Annotated in this window: 24 protein-coding genes, 1 tRNA gene and 1 other RNA gene; 16 read left to right on the top strand and 10 right to left on the bottom strand. The window is 65.9% G+C overall.

What is annotated here, in order from left to right:
* Positions 1-125: 125 nt before the first annotated feature.
* From AB0M35_RS02300 to AB0M35_RS02285, 4 genes are read right to left on the bottom strand one after another with little or no spacing between them, the layout of a single operon-like run.
* Entirely contained in the window at positions 126-395 is a 270-nt protein-coding gene (locus AB0M35_RS02300; protein ID WP_363740473.1) for a phosphopantetheine-binding protein, read from the bottom strand.
* Positions 396-430: 35 nt separating this feature from the next.
* Positions 431-1,564 carry an acyl-CoA dehydrogenase family protein gene (locus AB0M35_RS02295; protein ID WP_363740471.1) on the bottom strand — a complete coding sequence of 378 codons (1,134 nt, stop codon included), beginning with the start codon at positions 1,562-1,564 and terminating at the stop codon, positions 431-433.
* 44 nt (positions 1,565-1,608) lie between these two features.
* Positions 1,609-2,967, bottom strand: a complete 1,359-nt coding sequence (locus tag AB0M35_RS02290; RefSeq protein ID WP_363740469.1) for a type III PLP-dependent enzyme — start codon at positions 2,965-2,967, stop codon at positions 1,609-1,611.
* Positions 2,964-4,496 (bottom strand): AMP-binding protein, encoded by a 1,533-nt coding sequence (locus AB0M35_RS02285; RefSeq protein ID WP_363740468.1) that lies wholly within the window; start codon positions 4,494-4,496, stop codon positions 2,964-2,966. The genes AB0M35_RS02290 and AB0M35_RS02285 overlap by 4 nt, the downstream gene beginning before the upstream one ends.
* A gap of 1,029 nt (positions 4,497-5,525) precedes the next feature.
* On the opposite strand from AB0M35_RS02285, the gene AB0M35_RS02280 reads away from it, so the two are divergent.
* The 15 genes from AB0M35_RS02280 to AB0M35_RS02210 all read left to right on the top strand — a co-directional run bounded on the left by AB0M35_RS02280 (position 5,526) and on the right by AB0M35_RS02210 (position 20,239).
* On the top strand, positions 5,526-7,478 hold the full coding sequence (locus AB0M35_RS02280; protein ID WP_363740466.1) for a radical SAM protein: 1,953 nt from the start codon (positions 5,526-5,528) through the stop codon (positions 7,476-7,478).
* 1 nt (position 7,479) lies between these two features.
* A complete protein-coding gene (locus AB0M35_RS02275) occupies positions 7,480-9,132 on the top strand; it encodes a carbamoyltransferase N-terminal domain-containing protein (protein ID WP_363740464.1) in 1,653 nt (550 codons plus the stop codon).
* Complete coding sequence (locus AB0M35_RS02270; protein ID WP_363740462.1) at positions 9,129-10,190, top strand: FomB family phosphonate monophosphate kinase; 1,062 nt, start codon at positions 9,129-9,131, stop codon at positions 10,188-10,190. The genes AB0M35_RS02275 and AB0M35_RS02270 overlap by 4 nt, the downstream gene beginning before the upstream one ends.
* On the top strand, positions 10,187-11,860 hold the full coding sequence (locus AB0M35_RS02265; protein ID WP_363740460.1) for a carbamoyltransferase N-terminal domain-containing protein: 1,674 nt from the start codon (positions 10,187-10,189) through the stop codon (positions 11,858-11,860). The genes AB0M35_RS02270 and AB0M35_RS02265 overlap by 4 nt, the downstream gene beginning before the upstream one ends.
* Positions 11,857-12,831 (top strand): hypothetical protein, encoded by a 975-nt coding sequence (locus tag AB0M35_RS02260; RefSeq protein ID WP_363740458.1) that lies wholly within the window; start codon positions 11,857-11,859, stop codon positions 12,829-12,831. Before AB0M35_RS02265 ends, AB0M35_RS02260 begins: the two co-directional genes overlap by 4 nt.
* Entirely contained in the window at positions 12,828-13,496 is a 669-nt protein-coding gene (locus tag AB0M35_RS02255; protein ID WP_363740456.1) for a hypothetical protein, read from the top strand. Before AB0M35_RS02260 ends, AB0M35_RS02255 begins: the two co-directional genes overlap by 4 nt.
* A gap of 12 nt (positions 13,497-13,508) precedes the next feature.
* Positions 13,509-14,165, top strand: coding sequence for a hypothetical protein (locus AB0M35_RS02250; protein WP_363740454.1), 657 nt, complete (start codon positions 13,509-13,511; stop codon positions 14,163-14,165).
* A gap of 107 nt (positions 14,166-14,272) precedes the next feature.
* Complete coding sequence (locus tag AB0M35_RS02245) at positions 14,273-15,256, top strand: nucleotidyltransferase domain-containing protein (protein WP_363740452.1); 984 nt, start codon at positions 14,273-14,275, stop codon at positions 15,254-15,256.
* On the top strand, positions 15,253-15,429 hold the full coding sequence (locus tag AB0M35_RS02240; RefSeq protein WP_363740451.1) for a hypothetical protein: 177 nt from the start codon (positions 15,253-15,255) through the stop codon (positions 15,427-15,429). Before AB0M35_RS02245 ends, AB0M35_RS02240 begins: the two co-directional genes overlap by 4 nt.
* On the top strand, positions 15,426-16,469 hold the full coding sequence (locus tag AB0M35_RS02235; RefSeq protein WP_363740450.1) for a Gfo/Idh/MocA family oxidoreductase: 1,044 nt from the start codon (positions 15,426-15,428) through the stop codon (positions 16,467-16,469). The genes AB0M35_RS02240 and AB0M35_RS02235 overlap by 4 nt, the downstream gene beginning before the upstream one ends.
* Entirely contained in the window at positions 16,466-17,530 is a 1,065-nt protein-coding gene (locus AB0M35_RS02230) for an inositol-3-phosphate synthase (RefSeq protein WP_363740449.1), read from the top strand. Before AB0M35_RS02235 ends, AB0M35_RS02230 begins: the two co-directional genes overlap by 4 nt.
* A 4-nt stretch (positions 17,531-17,534) precedes the next feature.
* A complete protein-coding gene (locus tag AB0M35_RS02225; protein WP_363740448.1) occupies positions 17,535-18,164 on the top strand; it encodes a DJ-1/PfpI family protein in 630 nt (209 codons plus the stop codon).
* Positions 18,128-18,904, top strand: a complete 777-nt coding sequence (locus AB0M35_RS02220) for an SDR family NAD(P)-dependent oxidoreductase (RefSeq protein ID WP_363740447.1) — start codon at positions 18,128-18,130, stop codon at positions 18,902-18,904. Before AB0M35_RS02225 ends, AB0M35_RS02220 begins: the two co-directional genes overlap by 37 nt.
* Positions 18,894-19,322 (top strand): RidA family protein, encoded by a 429-nt coding sequence (locus tag AB0M35_RS02215; RefSeq protein ID WP_363740446.1) that lies wholly within the window; start codon positions 18,894-18,896, stop codon positions 19,320-19,322. Before AB0M35_RS02220 ends, AB0M35_RS02215 begins: the two co-directional genes overlap by 11 nt.
* Positions 19,319-20,239, top strand: a complete 921-nt coding sequence (locus tag AB0M35_RS02210) for a PfkB family carbohydrate kinase (RefSeq protein WP_363740445.1) — start codon at positions 19,319-19,321, stop codon at positions 20,237-20,239. Before AB0M35_RS02215 ends, AB0M35_RS02210 begins: the two co-directional genes overlap by 4 nt.
* On the opposite strand, the gene AB0M35_RS02205 is transcribed toward AB0M35_RS02210, so the two are convergent.
* The 3 genes from AB0M35_RS02205 to AB0M35_RS02195 form a co-directional block, all read right to left on the bottom strand.
* Entirely contained in the window at positions 20,217-21,017 is an 801-nt protein-coding gene (locus tag AB0M35_RS02205) for an inositol monophosphatase family protein (RefSeq protein WP_363740444.1), read from the bottom strand. The two genes, AB0M35_RS02210 and AB0M35_RS02205, sit on opposite strands and share 23 nt — an antisense overlap.
* Positions 21,018-21,545: 528 nt before the next feature.
* Positions 21,546-21,618, bottom strand: a tRNA-Ala gene (locus AB0M35_RS02200).
* 91 nt (positions 21,619-21,709) lie between these two features.
* Positions 21,710-22,300, bottom strand: a complete 591-nt coding sequence (locus AB0M35_RS02195; protein ID WP_363740443.1) for a YqgE/AlgH family protein — start codon at positions 22,298-22,300, stop codon at positions 21,710-21,712.
* 283 nt (positions 22,301-22,583) lie between these two features.
* Here AB0M35_RS02195 and mdlC point away from each other — a divergent pair, with 283 nt between their 5' ends.
* Complete coding sequence (mdlC, locus tag AB0M35_RS02190) at positions 22,584-24,179, top strand: benzoylformate decarboxylase (RefSeq protein ID WP_363740442.1); 1,596 nt, start codon at positions 22,584-22,586, stop codon at positions 24,177-24,179.
* Positions 24,180-24,226: 47 nt separating this feature from the next.
* On the opposite strand, the gene AB0M35_RS02185 is transcribed toward mdlC, so the two are convergent.
* From AB0M35_RS02185 to smpB, 3 genes are all read right to left on the bottom strand, one after another.
* Entirely contained in the window at positions 24,227-25,174 is a 948-nt protein-coding gene (locus AB0M35_RS02185; RefSeq protein WP_363740441.1) for a hypothetical protein, read from the bottom strand.
* A 113-nt stretch (positions 25,175-25,287) separates the two neighbouring features.
* Positions 25,288-25,663, bottom strand: a transfer-messenger RNA (tmRNA) gene (ssrA, locus tag AB0M35_RS02180).
* A 105-nt stretch (positions 25,664-25,768) separates the two neighbouring features.
* A complete protein-coding gene (smpB, locus tag AB0M35_RS02175) occupies positions 25,769-26,248 on the bottom strand; it encodes an SsrA-binding protein SmpB (protein WP_363740440.1) in 480 nt (159 codons plus the stop codon).
* Positions 26,249-26,290: the final 42 nt, after the last annotated feature.

The following is a 26,290-nucleotide window of genomic DNA, read 5'->3' as shown; positions in this document are numbered from 1 at the left end:
ATGTCTGTGCAGCGGTCGGCCGCTGGCCCACGTGATACCCGTGCCGTCGGTCGAACCGTATGTGCCTATCCGGTTCGCCTTGTCGATCTGGAAGCCAACTGGAGGCCAGTGATCCCTGGATACAGTCACCGGCCATGGTCTGGTCCCTCGCGCAGCCGTTCGATGACAGCCCATAGTGCGCCAGGGCTGGCAAAGGTCTCGGCGGCCAAGTCCTCGTCCGGGAACTGGACCGCGAAGGTTTCTTCCAACTCGACGAGCAATCCCACGGTGGCCAGTGAGTCAAGTCCGAACGCAGACAGGGACGACTCGGCGGTGAGGACCACCTCCTCCTCGAGCATCGGCAGGTACTGCCGGACCGCCTTCTCGAACTCATCCGGCCAGTCTGCACCGGTCATCGTTCACTCTCCTGTTTAGGCCGTGGGCGGCGACGTCATGCCAGTTGTACGGCGCGGTCCATCAGAGTCAATGCTCCCGTTGCGGTCAGCAGACGGTCGTTCGCGTAGTTCAGGGCGGCCGAGCGTAGATCGCGGAAATGGCGCTCGAGGGGCACCGCGGACTGGCGCCGGTATCCCACGGACAGGCCGGCGAGTTGGATCATTCGGTCGACGCTACGGAAGGTTAGTTCCGCGGCAGTAACCTTCAAGGTGTTCAAATGGATCTGCGTCGCCGTTCCGGCCAGGCTCGACCCGGCAGCGCGAAGCAGGCTGACCTCGTCTGTGACACGGTGTAGATAGCCGCTGACTAGTTCCAGGTCCATCCGGATCCGCGCAAGCCGTTCGGCCACAAGTTCGGAGCGGACGTCGATGCTCCGCGGTCGTTCGGAGGTGCGGAGCAGTCCGACGAGCCCGCCCAGCGCGCTGGAAGCGGTGCCGAGCCAGCAGGCGGTCCAGGCCAAATGACCTACCGGCGCCATGCTCTCCAAGGCCACCGTTCGGAACCCACCGTCCTCACCCACCACCTGCGACCGGGGTACCACACCGGTGAGCTTGAGCCCGAGACTATGGGTGCCACGCATGCCCAGCGTGTCCCAGTCCTCCCGTTCGACGATATCCAGCTGGCCACGGTCGGCATAGACCAGCGAGACATCGCTCTCCGGGGCCTCTGGCGAACTGCGCATCGTGATCAGGAAGCCTTCGGCGTTCATTCCTCCCGTGACGATTGGTGCCTCGCGGGCCACCTGAAGCCCCTGTGCTGTATTGCTGAGCGGAGAGGCGTTGGAAAGCAGCCGACCGCCGGCACCGAGATCAGTGGTAACCGATGCCAGGTAGAGCTCCCCCCGCGCGATGCGAGGCAGCAGCCGGTCGCGCAGCACCGGGGCGGCAAAACGTACAAGCGCGTCCGTCTGCTGGCAGTGCATCGCCCAGATCATTGCCGTGGAAGTGCATCCGCCGGCCAAGACCTGAGCGATCTCGACCAGGTCCGTCAGATCGCCGCCGAGGCCACCGTGCTCTTGCGGTATCAGCAACCCCATAAGACCGCAGCGCCGCAGCTCGGCCATTCCTGACTCGCAGACCCGTGCCTCCTCGTCCGTCGCGTCCGCGCGCAGGCGCACGATCGTTCGCACGCGGTCCGCTGCCTCAAGCGCCTCATTGCGCCGGGACGACTCCATCACTCCCCCATGTGCTTGGAATTGTTCACCTCGGATCCGACGGACAGGGCGAGCGAAATGCGGCGCATCGTCAGCCGGGACACGTCGCACGGCGACCCGTCACGAAGCACCACCTCAGCCGCCGCAGGCCGGCTGAGAAAGCTGACGAGGCTCGCAGTCAGGCCGTAGGCACCGACATTAGGGATCTCGACTAGGTCGCCGGGACGGACGTCCGCCAGCACCTGGCCGGTGGCCAGCCGGTCGGCGGGCGTGCAGAGCGGCCCCACTACAGTGGCTGCCGCCTGGTCCACTTGCGCCCCTGCGGTGCCCTCCGCCCGACCGATCGGCCCAGAAGCGTGCCCCGCGACGCGCCGAACCGCGGCGTTGATCGGTAACAGCCGTCTCAGGCCGGACAGGCCGCCCAGGTGGTTGATGCCACTGTCCAGCACCACGAAGGTGCGGTTCCCGCTGCGCTTGACATCCTCGATAGAGCAGAGCAGCCGACCGCACCGGCCCACCAGGTATCGTCCGGATTCAAAAGCGATTTCGGGTCGTCCCGACCGCCATTTGGGCAGATGCAAATCCAGCGCGGCTTCGAGGACCGAGCGCAGGGGGGCATAGTCCGGAAACGGTGCGACGGTGGCATAGGGCGCGGCAAACCCACCGCCCAGATCCACCACTTGAAGCTCGATGCCCAGCTCCGTTTGCAGCCGGGCGGCCTCGGCGATACTGGCGGTCATCTCGTCGGAGACCCCCTGCCATGCCTCCGCGTTGCTGAGCGGGAAAAAGTGGAGGCCGGCGATACGGGCGCCCGGCAGCGGTGCGAAGGCGGCAGGGACCCGCCGCACCTCCGCAAGGTCTACGCCGAACTGTGTGGCAGCACCGGTCATCCGCAAACCACTGGCGCCGTGGCTGTCCTGCGAGTTGATCCTTAGCAGACACCGCACCGTTTTACCGAGCGTCGACGCTTCCCGGTCGACCTTTCGATAATCGTTCGCGGACTCGACGGAAAAGGTGCGCACGCCAGCGGTGAGGGCCGCAGAGATTTCTTGCCGGCTCTTGCCGGGTCCGGTGTACAGGCACCGATTGCCGGGGATCCCTGCCTGCAGGGCCGACTCCAGTTCTCCAGTTGAGCTGATCTCGGCTCGGCATCCTGCGGCATAAATTGTCCGGACGATTGCCGGATGCGGGTTCGCCTTCAGCGAGTAGTACAGTGTGCTCGGCTCGGGCAGACACCTGCGGAGTTGCGTGACGGCTTCCTCAACGTCCCGGAGTTCATAGACGTAGAGCGGGCTGCCATAGTCAGCGACAAGCGTCGCCGCCGGGGACTTGGCAAACCTCGTCGTGTGCACATCATCCGGTACCACGGTGCCGCTCATGTCTCGCTCCCTTGGACAATCCGCTGGAGTCGGCGCCGGTCTACCTTGCCATTGTGGGTTAGGGAAAGCGCCGGCAAAACCCGACATTGGGACGGAGTCTTCGCTGGGCCGAGCAACTCCCGCAGTTGCCGCAGCACCTCCTCGCCCGTGATCTCGCCCGCCACGCAGACTGTCGCCTCGTGGCCTGCTGTGGGGGGAAGCACCGCCACCATGCGCACACCGGGCAGCGCGGCGGCCGCAGCCTCGACCTCGGTCGTGGAGATCCTGATACCGTGCAACTTGAAGATTTGGTCACGACGGCCCTCGAAGTACAGATGACCGTCGGCGTCCATCCGGCCGTAATCACCCGTGTGCAGGACCCGTTCGCCGGTGGAGCGGTCCAGGCGATATCGCTCCGCAGTAAGCTCGGGTGCGTTCCAGTAGCCCTGCATCAGATGTCGTCCGTAGACACAGATCTCGCCGACCTCCCCCGATGGCAGCGGGTCGCCCGCCGGGCCAAGGATCCGCACCGTGGTTCCGGGCAGCGCCCGGCCCAATGATCCGGGCCGCGTCAAATAGGCGTCTTCGTCTGAAACAGTTATCCGTTTACACTCCGTGGTGCCGAACATCAATTGCACAACTGCTCCGGGGAACCGGGCGCGCAACGCATCTGCTGTGGCAGGCGGCAGTTGCTCACCAGTGTTGGTGAACAGCCTCACCCGCAATTCCTGTTCAACGACAGACCGCCGGGCACTGAGGGCCACTAACATGGCGGCCAGCGACGGCACCAGCGGAACTACGGTGGCATCCTGCTTGGCCAGCTGCCCAATGAGGTTGGTAGCCTGCCCTGCCTCGGCCAGTACGAGCGTGCAGCCGGCGATGGCAGAAAGGAAAACCTGGTAAAGGCCGTAGTCAAAGCAGAGCGGAAGGCGAGAAAAGACCACATCGTCCGGCCGGTAGACGACCCGATCGGCAACCGCGCTGGCAGCGAAGCAGATCTGCGCATGAGTGCACGCCACTGCCTTGGGCTTGGCCGTGCTGCCCGATGTGTAGAGCAGCAGCGCCAGGTCTTCTGGAGCCGGTCCATCTGGCGTGGCAATGTCGCAGGCTGCAGGACGGTCCACTACCTCTGCCAGGCCGGCAGCGAAATCCTTCAGGGTCGCAGCCGGAACCGCACACTGAGTCGACTGGTTGTGGTCACCGGTGAGCAGGAAGGCAGGCTTGGTGTCTTCGATCAAGTAGGAAAGTTGATGTACTGTTAACTCAGTACTGTACGGCACGGCGACCGCGCCAAGCCGCAGACAGCCGATCAGCGCCGCGACCGTGAGGCCTCTTTCGATTGCGCGGATGGCAATCCGGTCCCCAGGGCCAACCCCCTGCTCAGCGAACCAGGTACGGGCGGCCCAGGACAGGTGGACCAGCTCCGCGTATGTCAGCACACCGTCTCGGTCCCGCACGGCAGTCGCTTCCGGCCGGGTTACGGCGGCACGGTCGAGCAGCTCCGGAACGAGCTTGGCTGGTTCCGCTCTGCGCGGCACGACAGCACTCATGACACGCGCTCCAGCGTCCCGTACTCCAGCATCCGGGACGCGATGGACAGGGTGTCCGTCACCGCGCCGTCCAGCGGGATGCCGGTCACGTGGCCCACGCTGCCTCCCACCTGGTGGAGGTAGGAGGCACCGATAATCCTATAGAAGATGCCCTCACGGCCCCATCCACCTTCTAGGTATTGTCGTAGACATACGTCGCTAAAAACTCCGCATATTGACATAAATATCGGCAAACAATGCCGCTCGAGCCACGGATTGACGCACGGCACGGCCAAGCAGTCGACGGGCAGCGAACCTCGACGCGTCGATTCCTTGAGACATCCAGGCAATTCCGCCTTCGAGTCGGGATCTTGCCAGCGCCCGGGCATAAGGGTTTAAGCCTCCCAATACAAATCATCCCCGCCATGAGACGCCAAAGCCCACCGGGCCGAGAATGGGCATAATCAACGAGCTCTCCACCGGACCGCTGAATGTAACAGCCGCACCAGACACACCGTCAAGGCCCACAGCCGGAGCCGCACACTTTAGGTTCAACGCAACTCAATGACACCACACATTGCCCATCGAAGCACTAGACAGTCAGCAATGCAAGCCCCTTGCATTGATCGCCTTGATGGGATACTCTGTTACTTCAACGGACAGAGTACACGGGGAGCGATCCTTTGCAAGCTAAATTCCTAGCCGGCTTCACGCGGCTCGACACAAGCCTGGTCGCACTATTGCCCTTCCGAAGGCGCGCCAAGACTGCCGTTCATTCGGTTCGAGTGATCCGTCCGAGTTGGGCATGGCTCCTGCAGCCTAACGACATAGCGGCCCTAATCGGCGTCGCGCAGAATTCTCGGGTTCTGAATCTTGCCCGACCACATTTTCACTCCCGCTAAAGCCATACGGGATTACGTGCGGAAACTTCAGATACACCTGGGGCTTCCGCCAAATTTGCCGAGGCAGGAAGCAAGGCTCGTGACCGCTTCGATCTGGTGAGCACGACACACTAGGCAAAACATGGACGATACACATGGAGTTGTCGGCGTGAAGTCACTCGACCTTAAGGTATCGCTTACCGAACCATACTCTGACTACAAGAATCCATTCCCTGATTTCAAGGTCGCCATCGTGCACCCGCACCTGCCCGAAGCATGGCAGAAGAATCGCCTGAAGTATCGCGAGAGTTTGGCCATAGCCTACCTAACCGCTTCGCTGGAGGCGCACGGCTTCCGCACGCTTTCGATCAATGCGGAACTGCTAGGCATTGCCCCAGACCGGGTGGCGGCAATGCTACTTGAGGATCCGGCTCTCGGACTGATTGGCATCTCGGCCAAGTCGCAGCGCACCTACCGCGCCGCTAAGGACATCGCCCGCATCGTCAAGGCGACCCGGCCCAGCGTGCATATTACTGTCGGCGGCGTTTTTCCGAGTGCAGCGGATATCCAGGTCATTGAAGACTGCCAAGACATCGACTCGATTGTCCGAGGCGAGGGTGAATATGCGATCGTTGAGCTGGCCGGCCGCGTATCGCGCGGCCAGCCATTGAGCGAAATGCGCGGTTTGACGTTTCGCGATGGCGGCAAGCCAAGGCGGACCGCGTCGCGAGCGCGAATCCGCGACCTTGACGCGCTTCCCTTCCCCTCGCGACACGATCTCGATTTCATGCTTCGCCATGACATCCGTGGAGCCACCTCAGCATACCTGGTTGCCTCGCGCGGCTGTTTTGCAGCCTGCACCTTCTGCTCAATCCACCAGATCTACGGAGATCACAATGTCGTGCGCCGCTCACCTGCGAGCATCGTCGATGAGATGCAGCATGTGATCGACGGATACGGCGTGCGGCGATTCTCCTTCGTGGACGATCTGTTTATAATGCCGTCCAAAAACGGTATCCGGTGGGTGCACGAGTTCTGCGACGTCATTGCCGAGCGCAATCTTGACATCAACTTCTATGCCGAGATGCGTGCAGACACAATCGAAGCTTCCTTGGCCAGGCGCTTGGTCGAGGCAGGGATGCACCGCCTATTCATTGGGGTTGAGTCCGGCGTCGACAGCGTTCTCCTGAGATGGGACAAAGGAACCACAGTCGAGGACAACAACAAGGCCCTTGCCGAGCTGCGAAATATCGGACTCAAGCCGCATCAAATCAACTTCGGCTACATCATGTTCGATCCCGAGATGACGTTTTCCGAACTTAAGCAGCAGTATCAATGGATTAGAAATTCTGGCTATGCGAAGGTGCAGCATCTCCAGAACAAGATGAACATTTACTGGGGCACCCCTCAGTACAAGCGCATGATCAACCAAGGCCGCCAGGACACGGCCCCGCTCGGTGACCGCTGGCAATACGATTTCGACGACCCGAAGGTGGGCACCTTCGAGCGAATCGTACGGCAATTCCACCGCCGGTACGAGGCAGATCCACGGGCCGAGACCGTCGTCGTCGCCCGAGAGGCGCACATGGCGGTAATTCATGAGGACCGCGCCGGCCGTTCGATGGCTAAGTGGCTCGTCGAGTCGATGAGCGAGGCGTTGTCCCGCGTGGACGGGATAGAGCGGGGCTGCTACTACGTAATCTTCGATCGACTGTTCGAACTGCTTGAGAAGCGCGACGACCTGGCTCCGACGGACCTCGACGCACTGTGGGACGAACTGCAGCCGGTGTTCGACCGGCTAGCGGCGGAAGCGGAGTTACTGCACGATTTGTGCCGCACGGCGACCGAACTGCGCATTGTCGATGCCAACGGGCCCAAGGGCCCAGGCACCGCCTGGCTAAGCAGGCCTGATCTGGCATACCTGTGGGCACGGGGCCACGGGCCGCTGCACGGTTACCGGGTCACGCTTGGACGGAAGAAGTGGGACCGCTACGACAACGGGGTGGTCAGTGTGCGGTTCGATCTGAACGGCGTTGACACGACGGTGCCGCTGGAGTATTCGGTGCCATGGGTCCACGAGGACGCCGGGTTGGCCACGATGTCGGTGAACCAGGGCGGGTGACATGCTCATCTGTGGTGTCAAGGTCACCCACGACGGCGGCGTGGCACTGGTCGACGGCAACCGCCTGACCTTCAGCACGGAGATGGAGAAGCTCGACAACAACCTCCGTCACGCCCGAATCGAGGATCTTAATGTCATCGACAGACTAGTCCGCCAAGCGGGTTACGACCCAACGGCGATCAACCACCTCGTACTCGACGGCTGGCGCAAGACGACGAAGGCGAAGACCTGGGGCGGGCAGGAACTGCCAATCCTGCTGGCGCCTTATCGGCGGGGAATCCGGGACGCGGACCTACTGCGGCCCTACCCGTTCAACACGCTCGATATCCAGTATCTGAGCTACCCGCACTACGCGGGCCATGTGGCCAGCGCCTACTGCACGAGTCCGTTTGCCCAGCGGGGGGCCGACTCGTACGTGCTGTGCTGGGACGGTGCCATGTTCCCTTACCTCTACCACTTCGAGGCAGGAAACTTCCGGCGAGCACGCTCGCTCGGACCTCTGTTCTACCTGCTCGGCGACGCCTACCACACACTGGCTCAGCAATTCGCACCATTTGATGCTCCGATCGAGTGGCCGCACACGCTCGCTCTCCCAGGAAAGATCATGGCATTCGTCGCCTATGGCGAGCCTCAAGAGTCGGCAGTCAGGACGCTTGCCGATGCCTACGAAGGCGCTGTCACTCGGGTCTTCGGCCCGGACGGACCTGCCGGTGACGAGCAGATCAACGAGGCTGCCGGGCGTCTCATCCTCCAGCTGTTGTCCAACCGGACCGTCCTACCGGGGACCTCGGCCGAGGATGCGCTGGCCAGCGTACACGCCTTCGTGGGCGATTTGTTGGTGCGGTCGCTGGTGGCGGCGGTCGAGCGGGACGGGCGGCGGTCGGGGAATCTGTGTCTGGTCGGCGGGTGCGCGTTGAACATCAAGTGGAACAGCGCGATCCGCCGATCGGGAGTGGCGGATGAGGTGTGGGTGCCACCGTTTCCGAACGACGCCGGCAGCGCGATCGGCGCCGCCTGCTGTGCTTTGCTGACCTTCGCCGACGACCCTTACCTGCGGTGGTCGCCGTATGCCGGGCCCGCGTTGAACCAGGCCCCGATCCTTCCGGGATGGACTTCGGTGCCGTGTTCGGTAGAGGAACTGGCGGCGGTGTTGCATTCCTCGGGTGCACCCGTGGTGTACCTGGACGGCCGGGCGGAGTTGGGCCCGCGGGCGTTGGGACATCGCAGCATTCTGGCGCCGGCGGTGTCGGCGGGTATGCGTGACGTGTTGAACGAGGTGAAGGGCCGGGAAGGCTACCGGCCGGTGGCTCCCATGTGTCTCGTTGAGCGAGCCGGCGAGGTTTTCGACCCGGGCATCCCGGATCCGTTTATGTTATTCGACCATGACGTTCGGCCGCAGTGGCGGGACCGGGTGCCCGCGATATGCCACGTCGACGGCTCGGCGCGGTTGCAGACTGTGTCGGTTAAGGATGAGCCGCGGTTGCACGCGTTGTTGTCGGCATACGAGTCCTTGAGCGGCGTCCCGTTGTTGTGCAACACGAGTGCGAACCTGTCGGGTCGCGGCTTCTTCCCGGACGTACGCAGCGCGATGCAGTGGGGCAAGATACCCCGCATCTGGAGCGACGGCGTGCTCTACAGCTGCGAGGATTCATGACCGCAGATTACGCCGATCCGGCGGCGACCGTCTCTGAATCGGCCGACCCGCTGGACTTGGTGCGCCGTCGGTACGTCGTCCGGATGTCCCGCACCATCGACCTCAACATGCTGAAGCTACGGATGAGCAGTAACCTGCGGGAGTTCGAGGGCTTCGCCTACTTCAGCACCCTGCTCGATCCGGACGTCCCGGCCGACTACACGCTGACCTGCGTGGACCTCGACAAAGACCCGATCGATGAGGTGCTGCTACGCGAAGCGGCTGACCGCACCTATCGAGCGGAACGGTTTCAAGCGGGCTACTATCTCGCCCACCATTTCGGTGCACCCGCCTTCCTCGTCACACGCGGCACCGACTTGTTTGTCTTCGGCCGACAGCTGGAGAAGACCGTTTGGCCTTACTTCGTCAAGCACTTGCTGACCATCTTCGCGGTGGACCGCGGACTGCTGCACCTGAAGGCTGCGGCCTTCGTCCAACCCGGTGTCGGAGCCACGCTGCTGGTGGGTCGGGGTAGCGGGGGTAAGACCGTCTTCCTGACTCGGGCCTGCACGTCGGGGGCAGCGTTCCTGTCCAACACGCACGTGCTGGTCGACGGCCGAACCGTACACGGTGTCCCATCCGCGATGCGGGTGCGCAACGACGAGTGCTTCCGGCCGCTGATCGAGTCAGGCGGGCTCTCCCGTCATCTCGAGTCGCACGAATACCGGGCAGACCCGCGGGCGATATTCCCATCGTGGCAGCTGTCAGCACCGATCCGGAACCTGTGCGTGGTCGATTACCAGCCCAACTGGCCACCCGTCGTGGAGGAACTCGGAGCCGAGGAATGTTACGAGTTTCTCGACCAGTTCTCGGCGGCGGTCGGAACCTACGGGCTCAAGGACGACGTGCTGGCCCATTTGGATGGCGACTTCCACCGGTATGTCAGGGCGGCGAAGGCGTTCCGCCAGGCCATGACCGAGGTCGTGCTGTCGGCCCGCCGCTTTCGCATCAACGCAGACATGTTTGACAAATCAACCAGCCGCGAGGTGTTACGGACATTGGCCGGAGATACACGATGATCGTTTGTGGAGTCAAGGTCACCCATGACAGCGGAGTAGCGCTTGTCGACAACGGCCGGCTGGTCATGAGTGTGGAGCTGGAAAAGATCGGCAACAATTTGCGCCACAGCCGCATGGACGACCTCGGCACGATCGAGGACCTGCTAGGCGCGCACGGCTACGATCTGGGCCAGGTCGACCGGCTGGTGTTCGACGGCTGGCGCAACACGGAAAAGCTAAAGAAGTGGAACGACCAGGAGGTCATGCTGCGGGTGGGTCCCTACCGGCGGGGAATGGCCGGCGCGGACCTGCTCACTCGTTACGAACACACTGTCGTCGATCTCCCGTACAGCAGCTACTCGCACTATGCGGGGCACGTCGCGAGCGCCTACTGTACGAGTCCGTTCGCCCACGACGGGCAGCCGTCCTACGTGCTGTGCTGGGACGGCCGGATGTTCCCGTTTCTGTACTTGGTTCATCCGGACGGCAAGGTCCGCAGCGTGTGCCCGCTGCTGCATCTGCTCGGCGACGCGTACCGGTCGCTCGCACAGCTATTTCCGCCGTTCTATCCGCCCTTCGACGGCCCGGTCGAGGCTCAGGTGGCGCTGGCCGTACCCGGGAAGGTAATGGCCTACGCCGCCCTCGGGGAGGTGGATGAAGCGTTCCTGGCCGCACTGGCGAAGGCATACGAGTCGGCCGGCGCGTTGGTCTTCGGCGGTCTACCGATGACCGACGCCCAAGCCAACGAGCGGCTCGGCCGGGCCGTACTCGACCAGATGAGATCCGATCTCGTTAGCAATGAGGTCCGCCCTGAGGACGGAATCGCGTCGGTCCAACATTTCGTGGGCGATTTGTTGGTGCGGTCGCTGGTGGCGGCGGTCGAGCGGGACGGGCGGCGGTCGGGGAATCTGTGTCTGGTCGGCGGGTGCGCGTTGAACATCAAGTGGAACAGCGCGATCCGCCGATCGGGAGTGGCGGATGAGGTGTGGGTGCCACCGTTTCCGAACGACGCCGGCAGCGCGATCGGCGCCGCCTGCTGTGCTTTGCTGACCTTCGCCGACGACCCTTACCTGCGGTGGTCGCCGTATGCCGGGCCCGCGTTGAACCAGGCCCCGATCCTTCCGGGATGGACTTCGGTGCCGTGTTCGGTAGAGGAACTGGCGGCGGTGTTGCATTCCTCGGGTGCACCCGTGGTGTACCTGGACGGCCGGGCGGAGTTGGGCCCGCGGGCGTTGGGACATCGCAGCATTCTGGCGCCGGCGGTGTCGGCGGGTATGCGTGACGTGTTGAACGAGGTGAAGGGCCGGGAAGGCTACCGGCCGGTGGCTCCCATGTGTCTCGTTGAGCGAGCCGGCGAGGTTTTCGACCCGGGCATCCCGGATCCGTTTATGTTATTCGACCATGACGTTCGGCCGCAGTGGCGGGACCGGGTGCCCGCGATATGCCACGTCGACGGCTCGGCGCGGTTGCAGACTGTGTCGGTTAAGGATGAGCCGCGGTTGCACGCGTTGTTGTCGGCATACGAGTCCTTGAGCGGCGTCCCGTTGTTGTGCAACACGAGTGCGAACCTGTCGGGTCGCGGCTTCTTCCCGGACGTACGCAGCGCGATGCAGTGGGGCAAGATACCCCGCATCTGGTCGGATGATCGGTTATATACACATGAGTCGATCACTCCGAGCGGCGCGTCGTGATCGCGATGCTCTTGACGGTTGAGCGCCTGCTGTCGCGGATCGAGCGGAAGCGGGAGCTTTTCGCTATCGATCCATACTACCGCGATGCCGTCGCCGACGTCGTCGACGTGTGGGGATCACTTGAGGCGGCGGTGACTGATCTATACCGGTGTGTCCCGGTTGTTTTCCGCGCCGACGCGGTCGTCGCTGGCCGGTTGCCTCAGCTGGTGGAGATCCTGCGCGGCTATGGCCTGACACCGGTGGACGCTGAAATCTTCCGTTTCGACCGACGTACCACCCGGGAGGTCTGGCGCTACCAGCTCAACATTGCCACTCGCGACCGCCTTGACGTAATGGACATGATCATGCCGGCTGCTGACTCGCTATACGTCCTGTTTCGACACCACGCGGCGAGCAGCCCGGTGCCGTCCACCGTCGAGCTCAACGGGATTCGGGGGCCGAGCCGGCCGGAGTCACGGCGCGCGAATGAACTGCGCTCGCTAGCCGGACCAGCGCAGGAGTCGGTGCTGACGTACGTCCACATGGCCGACGAGCCGGCCGACGTCCTGCGCGAACTCAGTGTTCTCTTCGACCGTGGTACGCGGCTCCGGATGCTGTCAGGGTTGCGGGCCGGAACGAGCTCGGAGCGGCTGGAACCGGCGCTGCGCTTGCTGGCCGGTCAGGCCGACCCCAACACGCTCGACTACGGCAGGGCCCTGGATCGGCTGGACACCCTGTGCGCGAACGCCGGTCACGGTGGCATGGCCGATGCAGTACGAGTTCGGGTCGACGTAATCCGTAGAGGCGGCGGCCGGGACTGGCGCGGGCTGCTCGCTGCGGTAGCGGCGGTCGGTCTTTCGTGGTCGCACTGGGACCAGGTCACCGTCGCCGCCCGTCTCAGCGCCCGCCATCACAATCAGGAACCGGCCATCCCCGATCTGGACGCCGGACTGTGGACGTGCTCGGCCGCTTGCACCGGGGAGGAACAATGAAGCCTCAAGCCACGTCACCGGTGACGGTGCAACAGCTCGCCGACCGTAAGGGCTTGCCAGCCGACGTGCTGGCCCGCTTCGGTGTCGAAGACCAGCCCTGGGGCGTGCTGTTCCGCTACTACCACCCGGACGGTCAGCGGGCCCGCAGCCGCATGCGGCTGGGGCTGCAGGGGGCCGGCGGGTCAGCCTGGGTGCCGGACGAGACCGAACCGATCGTCGCCTACAGCCTGCCGGCGACACTGGAGTTCGTCCGCCGGCTCGGGCTACAGATCATCGTCGAAGGGGAATCGGACTGCTGGGTGGCCTGGGCCCACGAGCTTCCCGCAGTCGGCATACCTGGGGGTGACAAGTACGACACGGTGTTGGCGGCCCACCTTGAGGGTGCTCGTGAGGTCTTCGTCCAAGTCGAGCCGGACAACGGGCAGACATTCCCGGACGGGGTCGAAGCGTATCTGAGCCGGCTAGTCAGGGCCGTGCGGCGGAACGGCTTCACCGGTCCTGTATACGCGCTGCGCCACGGTGACGGCATCGCCGACCTGAGCGACCTGTTCGCCGCCGATCCGGCCGGGTTCCCCACCAGGGTTCAGGAGTCATTGTCCCAAGCACGCGCGGCGGAACCAATCGTCCCCCGTCGTCCACGACGGGGCCCTGATAGCACTGCATAAAGGGAGGATGGCATGGATATCGACGACCTCGACAAGGCGTTCACAGCGGTCGGTTGGGAGTCGGTGGAGGACGTCCACAACGCCGGGGACAAAGCACTCGCCGCGCTGAGTGATCCGTACGTGCTCGGCGGGCTGTTCGCCCGGATGCGGACCGAGGAACGCCTGCGGCGACAGTGTGAGCGGTTCAACCTGTTCACGAAGATCGTGCTGCACGACTCCCCCGAGACCGGAATCCGGCTGCGGTTACACGTCTTCGGCGACCAGATGGTGGAGGAGGCACACAACCATCGTGCCTCATTCATCGCCCGGATTTTGCACGGTGGCTACCGGCACCTGCTGTTCGGCTCGGTGGACGACCTGTGGTCCGACGGAGTGCCGCAGGCACTTCCACCACGCATGGTGCACGATCAATATCCGGGTCACAGCTACACCCTGCATCACGCCTTCGTGCATTCCACCCTGGCCCAGCCGAACACTGTGTCGCTGGTCATCCAGGGTCCCCGGGTACGACCCGAATTCAAGATCATAGATTTAAACAGCTGGGCGCCCCGGACACGCCTAGGTGCCCAGGAAGCGGCCGGCGTCCAGGAGGCCGGTGAATCCGTGGTCTCCGACCAGGACGTCGACGCACTGCACCGGGAACTGCTGGCGGCGGGAATCCTCCGATGAGGGTTCCCGTGATCAACGGCGTCACAAGGTTCTCCGACATCCAGCGGGCGCACGCCCGCGCTCTGGTCGACGAGTTGCCCGGCCCGGTCCGCGACCACGTGCACGCGGTGATCCTGACCGGGAGCATCGCGGCCGGATTGGGACACGAGCAGTCCGACATAGATGTCATGCTGATCACCGATCAACCGGGCCAGGTGCACGAGCTGAACTACAACCGCGGCGGTCGACGAATCGACCTGCTTCCCTTCGCCTTGAAAGACTTCAGGCGGGTTATCGACTTGACGAGCGCGTTCCGGGCGACTCGACAGGACCGTCACCAGGTGATGCTCGACCACGTCACAGCGATGAGGGCGGCCCGCGTAGCAACCGGCGAACTGCTGTGGGCGGACGCCACCGCCCAGGCTGAGCTGGACCGGATCGACCTGGTTGCGCTGGCGCGTATGTTGATGGTCCGGGCGGCGATCGAGGCAGCGACCTACACCGAAGACGCGGTCGGCTGCATGGCAATCGGCGACTGGTACACAGCACTGGACGCCGCCCAGCTTGCCCTGCGCAAAGCCTGCGACAGCGTCCTGACCGCGGGTCAGGACTTCTACATCAGCGACAAGTTCCTGTTCCGCCGACTGGCCCGGCTGCCGCAGGCCAAAAGCGTCTTCGACGACGTCTGGAGCCTCGTGCAGGCTAGCCCTTCACCGGCGACCGACCCGAAGGCGTGCGCCGCGACCGTCCAGAACCGGCTGCTGCTGGCGGGTTACCTCGTCGGCCGAGCGCTGCTCGACGGCTGGACGGGAGATCTGCCGGACTTGACCTACTCGCCGCCGTCGGCCGAGGGGCCCCGGCGCAGCCCGGAGTTTAGCCTCATGCGGTTCGCCGATGCCATCGCGCTGGCCGGGCCGAACGTCGGGTTCGAGGTGTCGGAGCCCACCGCGCGGCTGTGGCTGGCTCTTAACGGCCGGCCTCGAGCAGCCGCGATCGCCGACCTAGCTCAAATGTTCGGCCTAGACGCGGAGGCCGGGCCGACCATCGGGCTGGCGATCGACGCGATGATCGGTGAGCGGGCCGTCGACGATCTGGACGGGATGGCGTCATGACCCAGTTTGTGTTTCGGCGTGACAATACGTGCCTCAACAAGGACACCCGCGAGGAACTGCTGCTGGTCGAACCCCGCACCGAGCCCGGCACCGAAGCCGAGGAGGATCAAGGTACCGGATCCGGAATCGGACCGGACGCCGGGCACGCGGTCGGTGAGGAGCCGGCCCCGTGAGCGCTGCGCCCCGGCGGGTCGGCGTGATCGGCACCGGCTTCGGCGAACAGCACCTGCGCTGGCTGGCCAACTGCCCGGAAACCACGGTGGCACAGCTGGCCTATGACACCGATCGGGACCGCGCTGAGGCATTGGCCGCGAAGCACCACATTCCCCAGGTGGTGTGTGGCGGCGACACGCTCGTGGCCGGCGACCTCGATCTTGTTGTCATCGCGTCACCGGTGTCGTCCCATGGCCGCTTGGCCGGCAAGTCGGTCCGGCTCGGCCGGGCGACGGTGTGCGAGAAACCGCTCGCGCTCACCGCAGGCGAGGCTGCATCGCTGGCGGCGGTGGCCGCAGAGGCGGCGGTTCCGACGATGGTGATGTTTCAGTGGCGGCTGCACCCGGCGTTCCAGGCGCTGCGTGATCTGGTCCGCAGTGGTGGACTCGGCGACCTGGTCCATGTCGACCTCCGGTTCCACCACGATTTTCTGGTCGGGCACCAGTCCCCGTTCGCCTGGCGCCATGACCGGGCACTGGCCGGGGCCGGCGCGTTCGCCGACCAGGCGGTGCACCTGGCGGATCTCCTGCTGTGGCTCGCCGGGCGGCCGTTCGAGGTGATCCACCGTGCTGGCTACTTGGCCTGGCCGACGCGGCGTACCGCAACCGCGACGATCACTGCCCGCACCGAGGACGTGGGCGCGGCCATCCTGAGTGAGCCGGCCAGCGGACTTCTCGCGACGATGGCCGTATCCCGGGTAAGCGCGGGCCACAGGGCCATCGGCGTGACCATAGCCGGGCTGCGCGGCACAGCTGAGGTGCGGCTCGATCCCGACAACGAAAGCGCCGCCCTGCTCATGCCCGAGGGCGGCGCCATGGAGTGGCCAGCGTACAGCCTGGGAAACCCTTACTCAGCTTTCCTGAGCGGGGACCGGAACGTGGCGACGTTCGACGACGGCGTTGCGGCCCAACTGATCCTGGACCGTCTGGCCGAACAAGTGACCGGGCAGGACGGGCCGGGCCACCACCACCCTATGGACGAAGCGAGGAGGTCCACGTGAGTGCGGTCATTCGGGTCGCTGTCGCTGGCGTCGGCAACAATGTGTCGGCGCTGCTGCAAGGAGTTCGCTATTACGAGGAGAGGTTCGCGGACTGCGATCCGAGGGTGCCCCTGCCCGGGGTCAGCCAGCCGCGGATCGGTGGCATCCCGGTGTGGGGAGTCAAGCTCGTCGCTGCCTTCGACATCACGCCGGCCAAGATCGGGCTTGATCTGGCCGACGCCGTGCTGACCCCGCCGAACAACTATCCGCGGCTCGATGTGACGCTGGAGCCCACGGGCACGACCGTGCTGCGCGGCCTCGTGCCCGACGACGCCGACCGGGTTGCGTCGGCGGCCATCGAGCAGGTGGCACAGGTACTGCGGGACTCGAACGCTGAGGTGCTGCTCTACTCGTTGCCCACCGGCCGGCCGACATTGGCGACCGCGTACGCGGAGGCGGCCCTGGCGGCCGGCGTGGCCTTCGTCAACTGCACGCCAGAGCCGGTCGCTGGCGACAGTGCGATGATGGCCCGCTATGTGGCGGCCGGGATGCCGCTGATCGGTGACGACCTGGCCAGCCACCTCGGCACGTCAGTGGTGCACCGGGCGCTGCTCGGCCTGCTCGCGCAGCGGGGGGTCGCCTTGCTCAGCTCCTACCAGCTCAACATCGGCGGCAACGAGGACTTCCGCAACCTGCGTGACCTGGGGGCCAGCAAGCGTCAATCCAAGCTCAACGCACTGGTCCAGGACGGCGTCGACGTGTCGCAGGTCGACGTGGTGCCGTCAGCCGGCTTCGTGAGCACCCTCGGTGACCAGAAGGTGGCCTTCCTCAACATCGAGGCGGTGGGTTGGGCCGGCACCCCCGTGTCGCTCGATCTTAAGCTCAGGGTGCAGGACTCCAGCAACGCAGCCGGGGTCATCATCGACCTCGTTCGGATCGCCGCAGTAGGGCGGCGTACCTCGCACAAGGGCTTCGTAGCGGCCGCGGCACCCCTGTTGAAGTCGCCACCGCACGGCCAAACCATGTATCCACCGGCGACCGCGGTCGCCAGCCTAGAGCAGCTCAACGAGCTGGCCGGATAACGCCGTGACCACGGCCCGCAGCATCGCCGTGCTCCTGTTCCCCGCGGTCGAGGAGTTCGACGCGCTCGGGGCATATCTGCCGTTGCGCAAAGCAGCTCAGCAGGACCCGCCGCAGGTGCGCCCGCTCTTGGTGGCAGCTGACCCAGTGGTGACCGGGGCCAGCGGAATTCCGTTGGCCCGCGAGGCGTCGTTGGCCGAGCTGCTCGAGCTCGACCGGGCAGGCGATTGCGTCGCCGTCGTCGTGCCGGGTGGAGCCGCAGCCGATCGCGCCTGCCGAGACCCACGCTTGCTCGACGCGCTCGCACAGCTCAGTCCAAGTACGCGGCTCTACGCCGTCTGTTCCGGCGCGCTGCTGCTGGCAGCGGCGGGTCGGTTGACGGGCCGAGCGGCGGTCCATCATCGCAGGCGCGACGACCTGCGGCGGTGGGCCCCTACAGTCGAAATCACCGACGGTCTGATGGTGGATGGACCGGTGACCACGATCGGCGGCGTGATCACGTACTCAGTCAAGGGCGTCGACATCGCACTGCGAGTTCTGCATGACCTCGCGCCGGACCAATTATCCGGCCTGGTCGATCGATTGGAGGTGATGCCGTCATGGTGGACGTCTCCCCTAGACGGCCTGACAGCGTGACCGGGAACGTGCTCGTCACCGGAGCGAGCCGCGGTATCGGCCGGGCGGTAGCCCAACAGCTGGCAAAGGCGGGCTTTGACGTGATCCTATGGGCGCGCACGACGGCCGAGTTGGAGAGCCTTGCGGCGGAGTGCCGGGACACCGGAGTGACCGCGCGGATCGCAACAGTCGATGTCGGGGATCCGGCATCGGTGCAGGCCGCGGTCACCACATCCCTGGCCGACCTCGGCAGTCTGCGGGGAGTGGTTATCAACGCGGGCGGCGGCATCTGGAACGAGATCACGGACGTCTCACCGGCCGAGTGGCGTGCGGTTGTCGGGCCCAACCTGGACGGCGCGTTCCACACCCTGCGGGTCACCCTCCCGCTGCTGCGCCGGAGCAGGCACGCGCAGGTGGTGGGCATCGCGTCAGACTCTTCGTACTACTCGTATCCCGGCCGCGCCGCATACTGCGCGTCCAAGGCCGGATTCCTGTCGCTGATGAACACCGCCCGCAGGGAGATGCGGGCACACGGAATCCGCGTGACCAGCATCGTTGCGAGTCGGGTGGACTCGTACTTCCGCGGCAAGCACCCGGGCGCCCGGCCGGAAGCCCTTTCGACAGACGAGATCGCCGAGGTGGTGACCGGAGTGTTCTGCGGCCCGCCACGGGTCGAGGTGCGCGAACTAGCCGTGTCCGCGCTGCACACCTCGTTCGGTCCGTACCCGGAGCATCTTACGGAGGACGAAGATGACGAATGAGGCCGGATCTGTGCAGGCAGTCAGCACCAACCGGCACACACCGCCGATCGGAAAGTACTCGCCGGCAGTGAAGGTGTCACTGGGGAACGGCATGGACATGGTCTTCGTCAGTGGGCAGGTAGCCAGCGACGCGGAGGGTGTCACCATCTGTCCCGGGGACGCCAGCGGGCAGGCCAAGGCCGTGTTCGCGAACATCGCGGCTCTCGTGACGGCCGCCGGAGGTAACCTCGGCCACATCGTCAGCGTCGTCATCTATCTCACCGACATGGCGGACTTCGCGGCTGTCTCGGCCGTGCGCAACTCGTTGTTGAAGGACCCACCGCCAGCCAGCACCCTGGTCGAGGTGTCCCGGCTCGCCATAGCGGACCATCTAGTCGAGATCTCCGCTGTGGCGATCGTTCCCGGACGGGCGGAATGAGGACCGCCCGAATCCTCGTGGTCGGCGGCCTGAACGTCGACGTGCATTTGCTGACCGACGACGAACCTGGTGACGACGGCACCGCGATCGTCACACAGCTGCGCACCTCGGCCGGAGGTCATGCCGGCAACGGTGCCGCCGCCTTGGCACGGCTGGGCGCGGACACAGCCATCCTTAGCGCGGTGGGCGACGATCCAGACGGCGAGCGGCTGGTCTCCGAGCTGCGGCGGTCCGGCGTGGACACGGGCACGGTGCTTCGGCTGGCCGGAGCACCGACCGGACGGGTCGTCATCCCGCACTTCCGCCAGCGCCGCTACATGCTGATGCACCGCGGCGCGCTCGACCTCATGCCGGAAGATGCCGGCAGTAAGGTCGAGCTTGCGGCCGTCGATGCGGTGCTGATGTTCGACCCGGTGCCTCCGGTCGCCCGGTCGATACTGGTACGAGCCGGCTGGGCCGGCGTGCCGGTCTACTGGAACCCGGGCGGTGCGATGGTGCAGCAGGAGGGGTTCGCCAAGATCGCTCGGGCCGCTTCCGTGATATTCGTCAACCGGGCCGAGTTCGCCCACCTCTGCGCGGACCACCGAATCGAGGCGTTGCTGCTCGGCGCATCTCGACTCCGTCGATTGGTCGTGACGATGGGTCGGGACGGCGCGGTCGAATATCGACCGGAAGCGGTTCTCACCGCGACCGCGCTCGCCGTAACAGAAGTCGATGCCACCGGTGCTGGGGACGCGTTTGCCGCCGCTTACGCCTTCGCCGACATCGCTAACCTGGGCCCGTCGCCATTGGCGATCGCGTGCGTCGCCGGTAGCCTAGCTGCAGCAGCGGCCGATGCCCGTGGCGCTGACACCCGTTTGCCCGACCTGCTGGCCCGGGTGGCGGAGATTCAGGTCAGGCAGCGGCGAGCAGCTTAAAGAGCTCGTCGTAGATCCGCGGATGGGCGAAGATGACCTGCTCGCCGGCGAGATCGACCGGAACGTTTGCGGGGACGAATCCGAGGTTGCCGCGGAGTGCGCCGGCCTCAGTGGCTACAAGCCCAGCTGCGGCGACGTCCCAAGCAAAGAGAGTCTCCGTGTGCGCATCCAGCCGGCCGCAGCCAACCCAGCATATGTCGATGACCGGCGACGAGCCACGCCGTATGTCACGGCAGTTAGCCAGTAGCCTCTCGACTCGCGTCACGAGCGGAGCAATATCTCCACGAATGTGGGGAAATCCAGTACTAATCACGGCGTGGGCCAGCGGGTTGCCAGGACCCACGCTAATCGCCCGCCCGTTGAGGCGAGCTCCGGCGCCTTTGATGGCAGTAAATGTTTCCCGCAATTGTGGAGCATGGACCACTCCAACCTTGACCTCCCCCTCAATAGCAAGAGCGAGCGCGATGCCGAAGTAGGGACCGCCTGAGGCGTAATTTGCCGTGCCATCGATTGGGTCCATGATCCAAACCGAGCCGTCGGCCACGGCAGCGAGGTCGGTGACCGCCTCCTCCGAGACGACCCTGTGGCCGGGGAACCGCTGAGCGATGGCGTCCTGGATGAGCTGGTCGATGGCGAGGTCGGCCGCAGTGACGAGTTCGGCACCGTTCTTCATCCTAGTATCAAGGGCATCGTCGGTTCTCAACTTAAGAGCGAGTTCGCCGGCTTCCCGGGTGATGGTCACCGCAAAGGACAAGGCGTCCGAGAAATCGATCGTCACTCGGCCAGAGTAGTGGCTGACGTCCACCGGGGCCACCAGCCTCGATCCGTCCAGAGGGTTTTGATCGACGGCCGCCCGTTTCGGCTTGACCGTTCTGTCCCTCGTGGGTGTGGTGGGGGTAGCGCGTGCGGGCCACTCTCACACCGCTTCCGACGCCCCACACTGCGCCTCAATCGCGCCGACGATCGTCGAGCTTCGGGTCCTGCCTCGATCCGTGCGACTCGCACCCCGGCCAGGTACCCCGCCGAGCACCAAGCGGGCGCGCCAGCCCATCGATCCTCCCGTATCTGACGGTACAAGCCGGCACCGGGGTACCACACTGTTTTGCGCCCCACATTCCACCCCAACAGCACCCGGGCAGCCGGCGCAATCGAAAGATCCCTGGCCAGAGACGTTTTCTGACGGAGTCCCAACACCGATCTTCGAAGTGCAGTGTGGGGCGCTGCGTGACCACAGCTGTGACCACGAGATCACAAACAATCGGCACCAGTCAATGACTGACGCCGATTGACCTGCACAAACACAAGGTGGAGCCGAGGGGACTCGAACCCCTGACCCCCACACTGCCAGTGTGGTGCGCTACCAGCTGCGCCACGGCCCCTTGCGGTCGTACCCGGTCTCCCCGGGCACTGGAAGAACTATACACACGCCGCCCCGCATGGTCATCTCGCGGGGTCCCTCGGCGGGACGGGTCAGTTCAGCGCTACGTCGGGTGGGAAATGTGCCACTGCGGCCATCATGCCGCCCTGCCGGCGCAGCACCATGGGCCACAGGTCGTCGGGGCGCTCGACGAAGGCGTCACCGGGCAACGCGTCGAGCACGAACCAGGAGCCTTCCTCGATCTCCTGCTCCAGTTGCCCGCCGCCCCAGCCGGCGTACCCGGCGAAGACCCGGATGGTCTGCACGTTCTCCCGCAACCGGTCCGGATCGACGGACAGGTCGAGGGTGCCGACGGCTCCGGAGACCTGGTGAAAGCCCTTGAGGCGGCGGACCGGCTGACGCATTCGAGCCAGGCAGATCGCCGAGTCGGGCTGCACCGGACCGCCCTCGAACAGCACCGCCGGATGCCGCGCCAGATCACCCCAGTCACGCAGCACGTCGGCCACCGGCACCTCGGTCGCCCGGTTCAGCACCACCCCGAGCGCGCCACCCGGCTCGTGGGCGACCAGCAGGACCACCGTACGGTCGAAGTTCGGATCTTTCAGCACGGGCGTCGCCACCAGCAGTTTCCCGGTCATCGACTCCATGGCCCGCCCGCCGATCGCCTGCCCCTCTCCCTGCATCACGCGTACCCGTCAGCCGCGCAGCAGCCGGAAGGGCCGATCGTGCACGCCAACGGCAGCCCCGTCGATGCCATCCGTGCTGTCGTTGCCATGTCTGGCACGATAGCCTGCGTCCCCGACCATGGCGACGGTCTGATCGTCAGGTGATCGACAGCGCTGCCGGGAGATCCACCACGGTGGCGCACAGCCACCCGCCGGCACCTGGGGCGGGCCGGCGATCGGCGGGCTCCGGCAACGCCGAATGGCCCTGTCGGCCGGAGCCATCCGGCTAGATTCAGGGGCGATGGCAACGGTCCGCGACACCACCTACGAGCTGCTCCGCGCGTTGGGCATGACCACCGTCTTCGGCAACCCCGGATCGACCGAGGAGCCGTTCCTGCATGCCTTTCCCGACGACTTCCAGTACGTGCACGCACTGCACGAGGCGTCCGCGATCGGCATCGCCGACGGGTACGCCCAAGCCACCGGACGCCCGGCGCACGTCAACCTGCACACCGCGCCGGGTACCGGCAACGCCATGGGCAACATCGTCACCGCCTGGCACAACCGGACACCGCTGATCGTCACCGCCGGTCAGCAGACCCGGCAGATGCTGCTGCTCGAACCGCGCCTCACCGCCCGCCGTCCCACCGAGTTGCCCCAGCCGTACGTGAAATGGGCACACGAGCCGGTACGCGCGCAGGACGTGCCGGCGGCACTGATGCGGGCGTACGCCACCGCGATCCAGCCGCCGGCCGGGCCGGTCTTCCTCTCCCTGCCGTTGGACGACTGGGCGCAGCCCGCCGATCCGCCACCCCAGGTCCGGACGGTGGCGACCCGGTTCGCGCCCGACCCGGATCGGTTGCGGCAGTTCGCCGCCGCGTTGACGACCGCCCGGTCACCGGTCGTGGTGCTCGGTGCGGCGGTGGACCGCGCCGGCGCCTGGGAGGCGGCGGTCGCCCTTGCCGAGCGGCTGGTGGCGCCGGTCTGGTCGGCACCCGCGCCCGAGCGGACCGCCTTCCCCGAGGACCACCCGTACTTCCAGGGCGTGCTGCCCTTCGCCGCCGGGCCGCTGGCCGAACGGCTGCACGGGCACGACCTGGTGCTGGTGGTCGGCGCCCCAGTGTTCCGGTACTACCCGCACGTGCCCGGGGACACGGTGCCCGACGGTGCCCGTCTGCTGCACATCACCGACGATCCCGACGAGGCGGCCCGCGCTCCGGTCGGTGACAGTCTGCTCGGCGACGCCGGGCTCACCCTGGCCGCCCTGGCCGACCTGATGCCACCGGTGGACCGGCCCGCACCGACGGCCCGACCCGGCCCGCCACCGGCCGACGATTCCCTCCCGCTCAGTGCGGACGCACTCTTCGCCGCCTTGGCTCGGCACTGGCCCTCCGACGGGGTGCTGGTGCAGGAGTCCCCGTCGAACCTGTCCGCACTGCGCCGTCGGCTGCGGCTGCGCCGACCTGGCTCGTACTTCACGATGGCCAGCGGTGGGCTTGGTTACGGCCTTCCGGCGGCGGTCGGCATCGCCCTGGCCCAACGCGACACCGGCCAGCACCGGCCGGTGGTCGCGGTGATCGGGGACGGCTCGTTCCACTACTCGGTGCAGGCCCTGTGGACCGCCGCCCAGCTACGGCTGCCGCTGGTCGTCGTCGTCCCGGTCAACCAGCAGTACGCCATCCTCAAGGCGTTCGCCGAACTCAAGCACACACCCGGCGTACCCGGACTGGATCTTCCCGGCATCGACATCAGCGCGGTGGCTCGTGGCTACGGCTGCGCCACCACCGTCGTCGACTCCCCCGACCAGCTCGGCGAGGCACTCGACGTGGCCCTGCGCGCGGACGGCCCGACAGTGCTGCCCGTACCCATCCGCACCGACATCCCCCCACTCCTGTGAGGTGTAACGCCGTGTACAGGAGGGCCCCTTCTTAACAGCCACAAGCGTCAGTTGCCGCCGAGTCGCAGCGGCGCGCCGGTGAGCGCGTCCAGGACGGGTCGGGCGCCCAGCGGCTCCTTCAACGTCACCTCGACCGGCTCCAGCCTCAGCATCGCGTCGCAGACGTCCGTGGACCGCACCACCGTGCCGCCCACCACCACGATGTCCTCGCGCTCCTGCACCAGCGGGGTGATGTCGGTGTCGCAGCTGCCGACCCCGAGCCGGAAGGCCAGCTTCGTTCCGTCGACCTCCACGATGTTCTGCGCGGCGACCATCCCCTTCGGGGCGGAGTCGGACGGTGCGACCGGCTCGGGCACCGCACCGATCGCGTGCGGCGCAACGGCGGCGGCGGCCACCACGGCGCCGATCTCCTCGACGGTGAACAGCCAGGCCGGCACCTGCGCCTCACCACGGCTGGTACGCAGCGGCGCGGTCCCCAGTTCGACCTTGCTGATGGTGAGCGCGACACACTCGCCCTGTGGCCGGCTGCTGACCGTGTCGTCCGCTCCGGGCGCGGGTGACGGCGGGATCGCGGGCTCCTTCGGCAGCGTAGGGCAGGACGGCGGCTCACTGCCGTGGGTGAGCGTCAGGAACGCTTCGCTGGCGCTGACCAGTGGTACGCGTAGTTCCCCGTCGGGGAAACGGATGGTGCCGTCGTCGGGCTGCCGGGCGGGCAGGTCGGCCGGCTTGCGGTACCAGCCGGCCTGGAGCGCCGTCTGGGTCGCCGGAGTGAAGTCCGCCTCGCCGATCAGCACAGGGGGGTCCTGGAGCGGCACGTAGCCGGTGCTCCAACCGGGCCCGGGGCGCCACGCCTCGGCCACTGCGGCGGCCCGCCGGTCGAACGGATCCTGGTCGTCCGCAGAGGTGACGGGACCGGTCGGTCCGGTGCCTGCCGGTGCACAACCGGCGACGACGATCATCAGGGGCAGGCCCAACCGGGCGGTGAGACGACGCATACCTCGTCTGACGGATGTGCCCAGCGCTGGGTTCCCTGGCAAGATCAGTCGGCCCTTTTCGGCGTAGACACGACTGCGCGCCCCGGCCGGGTGGCCGGGGCGCGCAGTGCGGGTGGTGGAGGTGCCGGGAATCGAACCCGGGTCCTTCGCCGCCTTGTCAGGGCTTCTCCGAGCGCAGCTCGCTGTGCCTCTACTCGGCCCCTCCGATCACGCGAGCGAGTCGGTGTGACGGGCCCAGTCGCTGATTAATCTCGCCGCACGGACCCCGCGACCGGGTCCGGTTGGCCAGCCTTCTAGCTGATGCCGGCTAACTGGGTCGAAGGCGCTCCCAGGCCGACAGACTTGCTACTCGCCTCAGGCGGCGAGAGCGAAGTCAGCGCGATTGTGCTTGGCGCTTATTGGTTTCCGACGAACGATTCTCGAGACGACGTCGGCTTCCTCGGCTCGCTTCCCCTGCCGCAACGTACGAAGTCGAAACCAGTCACCCCCTCGACAGGCCGCCACTTGCAGCGGCTCCGACAAGCGTAACGCCTGCCGCAACCCGAATCATCCCGAGCCCACGCCACGCCCGGAAACAGGGATGATTCGGACAAATCACTCAGTCATCCCCTTGCCTCGCCGGCCGACCGCCCGTTGGATCTCCCGGTCCGCGTCCCGCTTGGCGAGGTCCTGACGTTTGTCGTACGCCTTCTTGCCCTTGGCCAGGCCGATCTCCACCTTGGCCCAGCCGTCGGAGAAGTAGACCTGCAACGGCACCATGGTCAGCCCGCTCTCCCGGGTCTTGCCGATCAGGCGGTCGATCTCCAACCGCTTGAGCAGCAGTTTGCGGGTACGCCGGGGCTCGTGGTTGGTCCAGGTGCCCTGGGTGTACTCCGGGATGTGCATGCCGTGCAGATACAACTCGCCGTCGCGCTCCTGGGCGAACGCGTCGACCAACGAAGCCCGCCCGGCCCGCAGCGACTTCACCTCGGTGCCGGTCAACGCCATGCCCGCCTCGTACGTGTCGAGGATGGCGTAGTCGTGGCGGGCCTTCTTGTTGGAGGCGACGACCTTGCGCCCCTTTTCCCGTGGCATCGCCGCGCCACCTCCTTCCGTTACCGCTCCCACCGGCGGCAC

Source organism: Micromonospora sp. NPDC051196 (assembly GCF_040682415.1).
Lineage (GTDB): Bacteria > Actinomycetota > Actinomycetes > Mycobacteriales > Micromonosporaceae > Micromonospora.
This window is presented reverse-complemented; position numbering and strand designations above follow the sequence as displayed.

What these genes read in the sequence shown, in the direction of transcription:
- AB0M35_RS02300 (WP_363740473.1), bottom strand. Translation starts at nt 395, where the DNA reads ATGACCGGTGCAGACTGGCCGGATGAGTTCGAGAAGGCGGTCCGGCAG.
- AB0M35_RS02290 (WP_363740469.1), bottom strand. Translation starts at nt 2,967, where the DNA reads ATGAGCGGCACCGTGGTACCGGATGATGTGCACACGACGAGGTTTGCC.
- AB0M35_RS02285 (WP_363740468.1), bottom strand. Translation starts at nt 4,496, where the DNA reads ATGAGTGCTGTCGTGCCGCGCAGAGCGGAACCAGCCAAGCTCGTTCCG.
- AB0M35_RS02275 (WP_363740464.1), top strand. Translation starts at nt 7,480, where the DNA reads ATGCTCATCTGTGGTGTCAAGGTCACCCACGACGGCGGCGTGGCACTG.
- AB0M35_RS02270 (WP_363740462.1), top strand. Translation starts at nt 9,129, where the DNA reads ATGACCGCAGATTACGCCGATCCGGCGGCGACCGTCTCTGAATCGGCC.
- AB0M35_RS02265 (WP_363740460.1), top strand. Translation starts at nt 10,187, where the DNA reads ATGATCGTTTGTGGAGTCAAGGTCACCCATGACAGCGGAGTAGCGCTT.
- AB0M35_RS02255 (WP_363740456.1), top strand. Translation starts at nt 12,828, where the DNA reads ATGAAGCCTCAAGCCACGTCACCGGTGACGGTGCAACAGCTCGCCGAC.
- AB0M35_RS02250 (WP_363740454.1), top strand. Translation starts at nt 13,509, where the DNA reads ATGGATATCGACGACCTCGACAAGGCGTTCACAGCGGTCGGTTGGGAG.
- AB0M35_RS02240 (WP_363740451.1), top strand. Translation starts at nt 15,253, where the DNA reads ATGACCCAGTTTGTGTTTCGGCGTGACAATACGTGCCTCAACAAGGAC.
- AB0M35_RS02220 (WP_363740447.1), top strand. Translation starts at nt 18,128, where the DNA reads ATGGTGGACGTCTCCCCTAGACGGCCTGACAGCGTGACCGGGAACGTG.
- AB0M35_RS02215 (WP_363740446.1), top strand. Translation starts at nt 18,894, where the DNA reads ATGACGAATGAGGCCGGATCTGTGCAGGCAGTCAGCACCAACCGGCAC.
- AB0M35_RS02210 (WP_363740445.1), top strand. Translation starts at nt 19,319, where the DNA reads ATGAGGACCGCCCGAATCCTCGTGGTCGGCGGCCTGAACGTCGACGTG.
- AB0M35_RS02195 (WP_363740443.1), bottom strand. Translation starts at nt 22,300, where the DNA reads ATGCAGGGAGAGGGGCAGGCGATCGGCGGGCGGGCCATGGAGTCGATG.
- mdlC (WP_363740442.1), top strand. Translation starts at nt 22,584, where the DNA reads ATGGCAACGGTCCGCGACACCACCTACGAGCTGCTCCGCGCGTTGGGC.
- AB0M35_RS02185 (WP_363740441.1), bottom strand. Translation starts at nt 25,174, where the DNA reads ATGCGTCGTCTCACCGCCCGGTTGGGCCTGCCCCTGATGATCGTCGTC.
- smpB (WP_363740440.1), bottom strand. Translation starts at nt 26,248, where the DNA reads ATGCCACGGGAAAAGGGGCGCAAGGTCGTCGCCTCCAACAAGAAGGCC.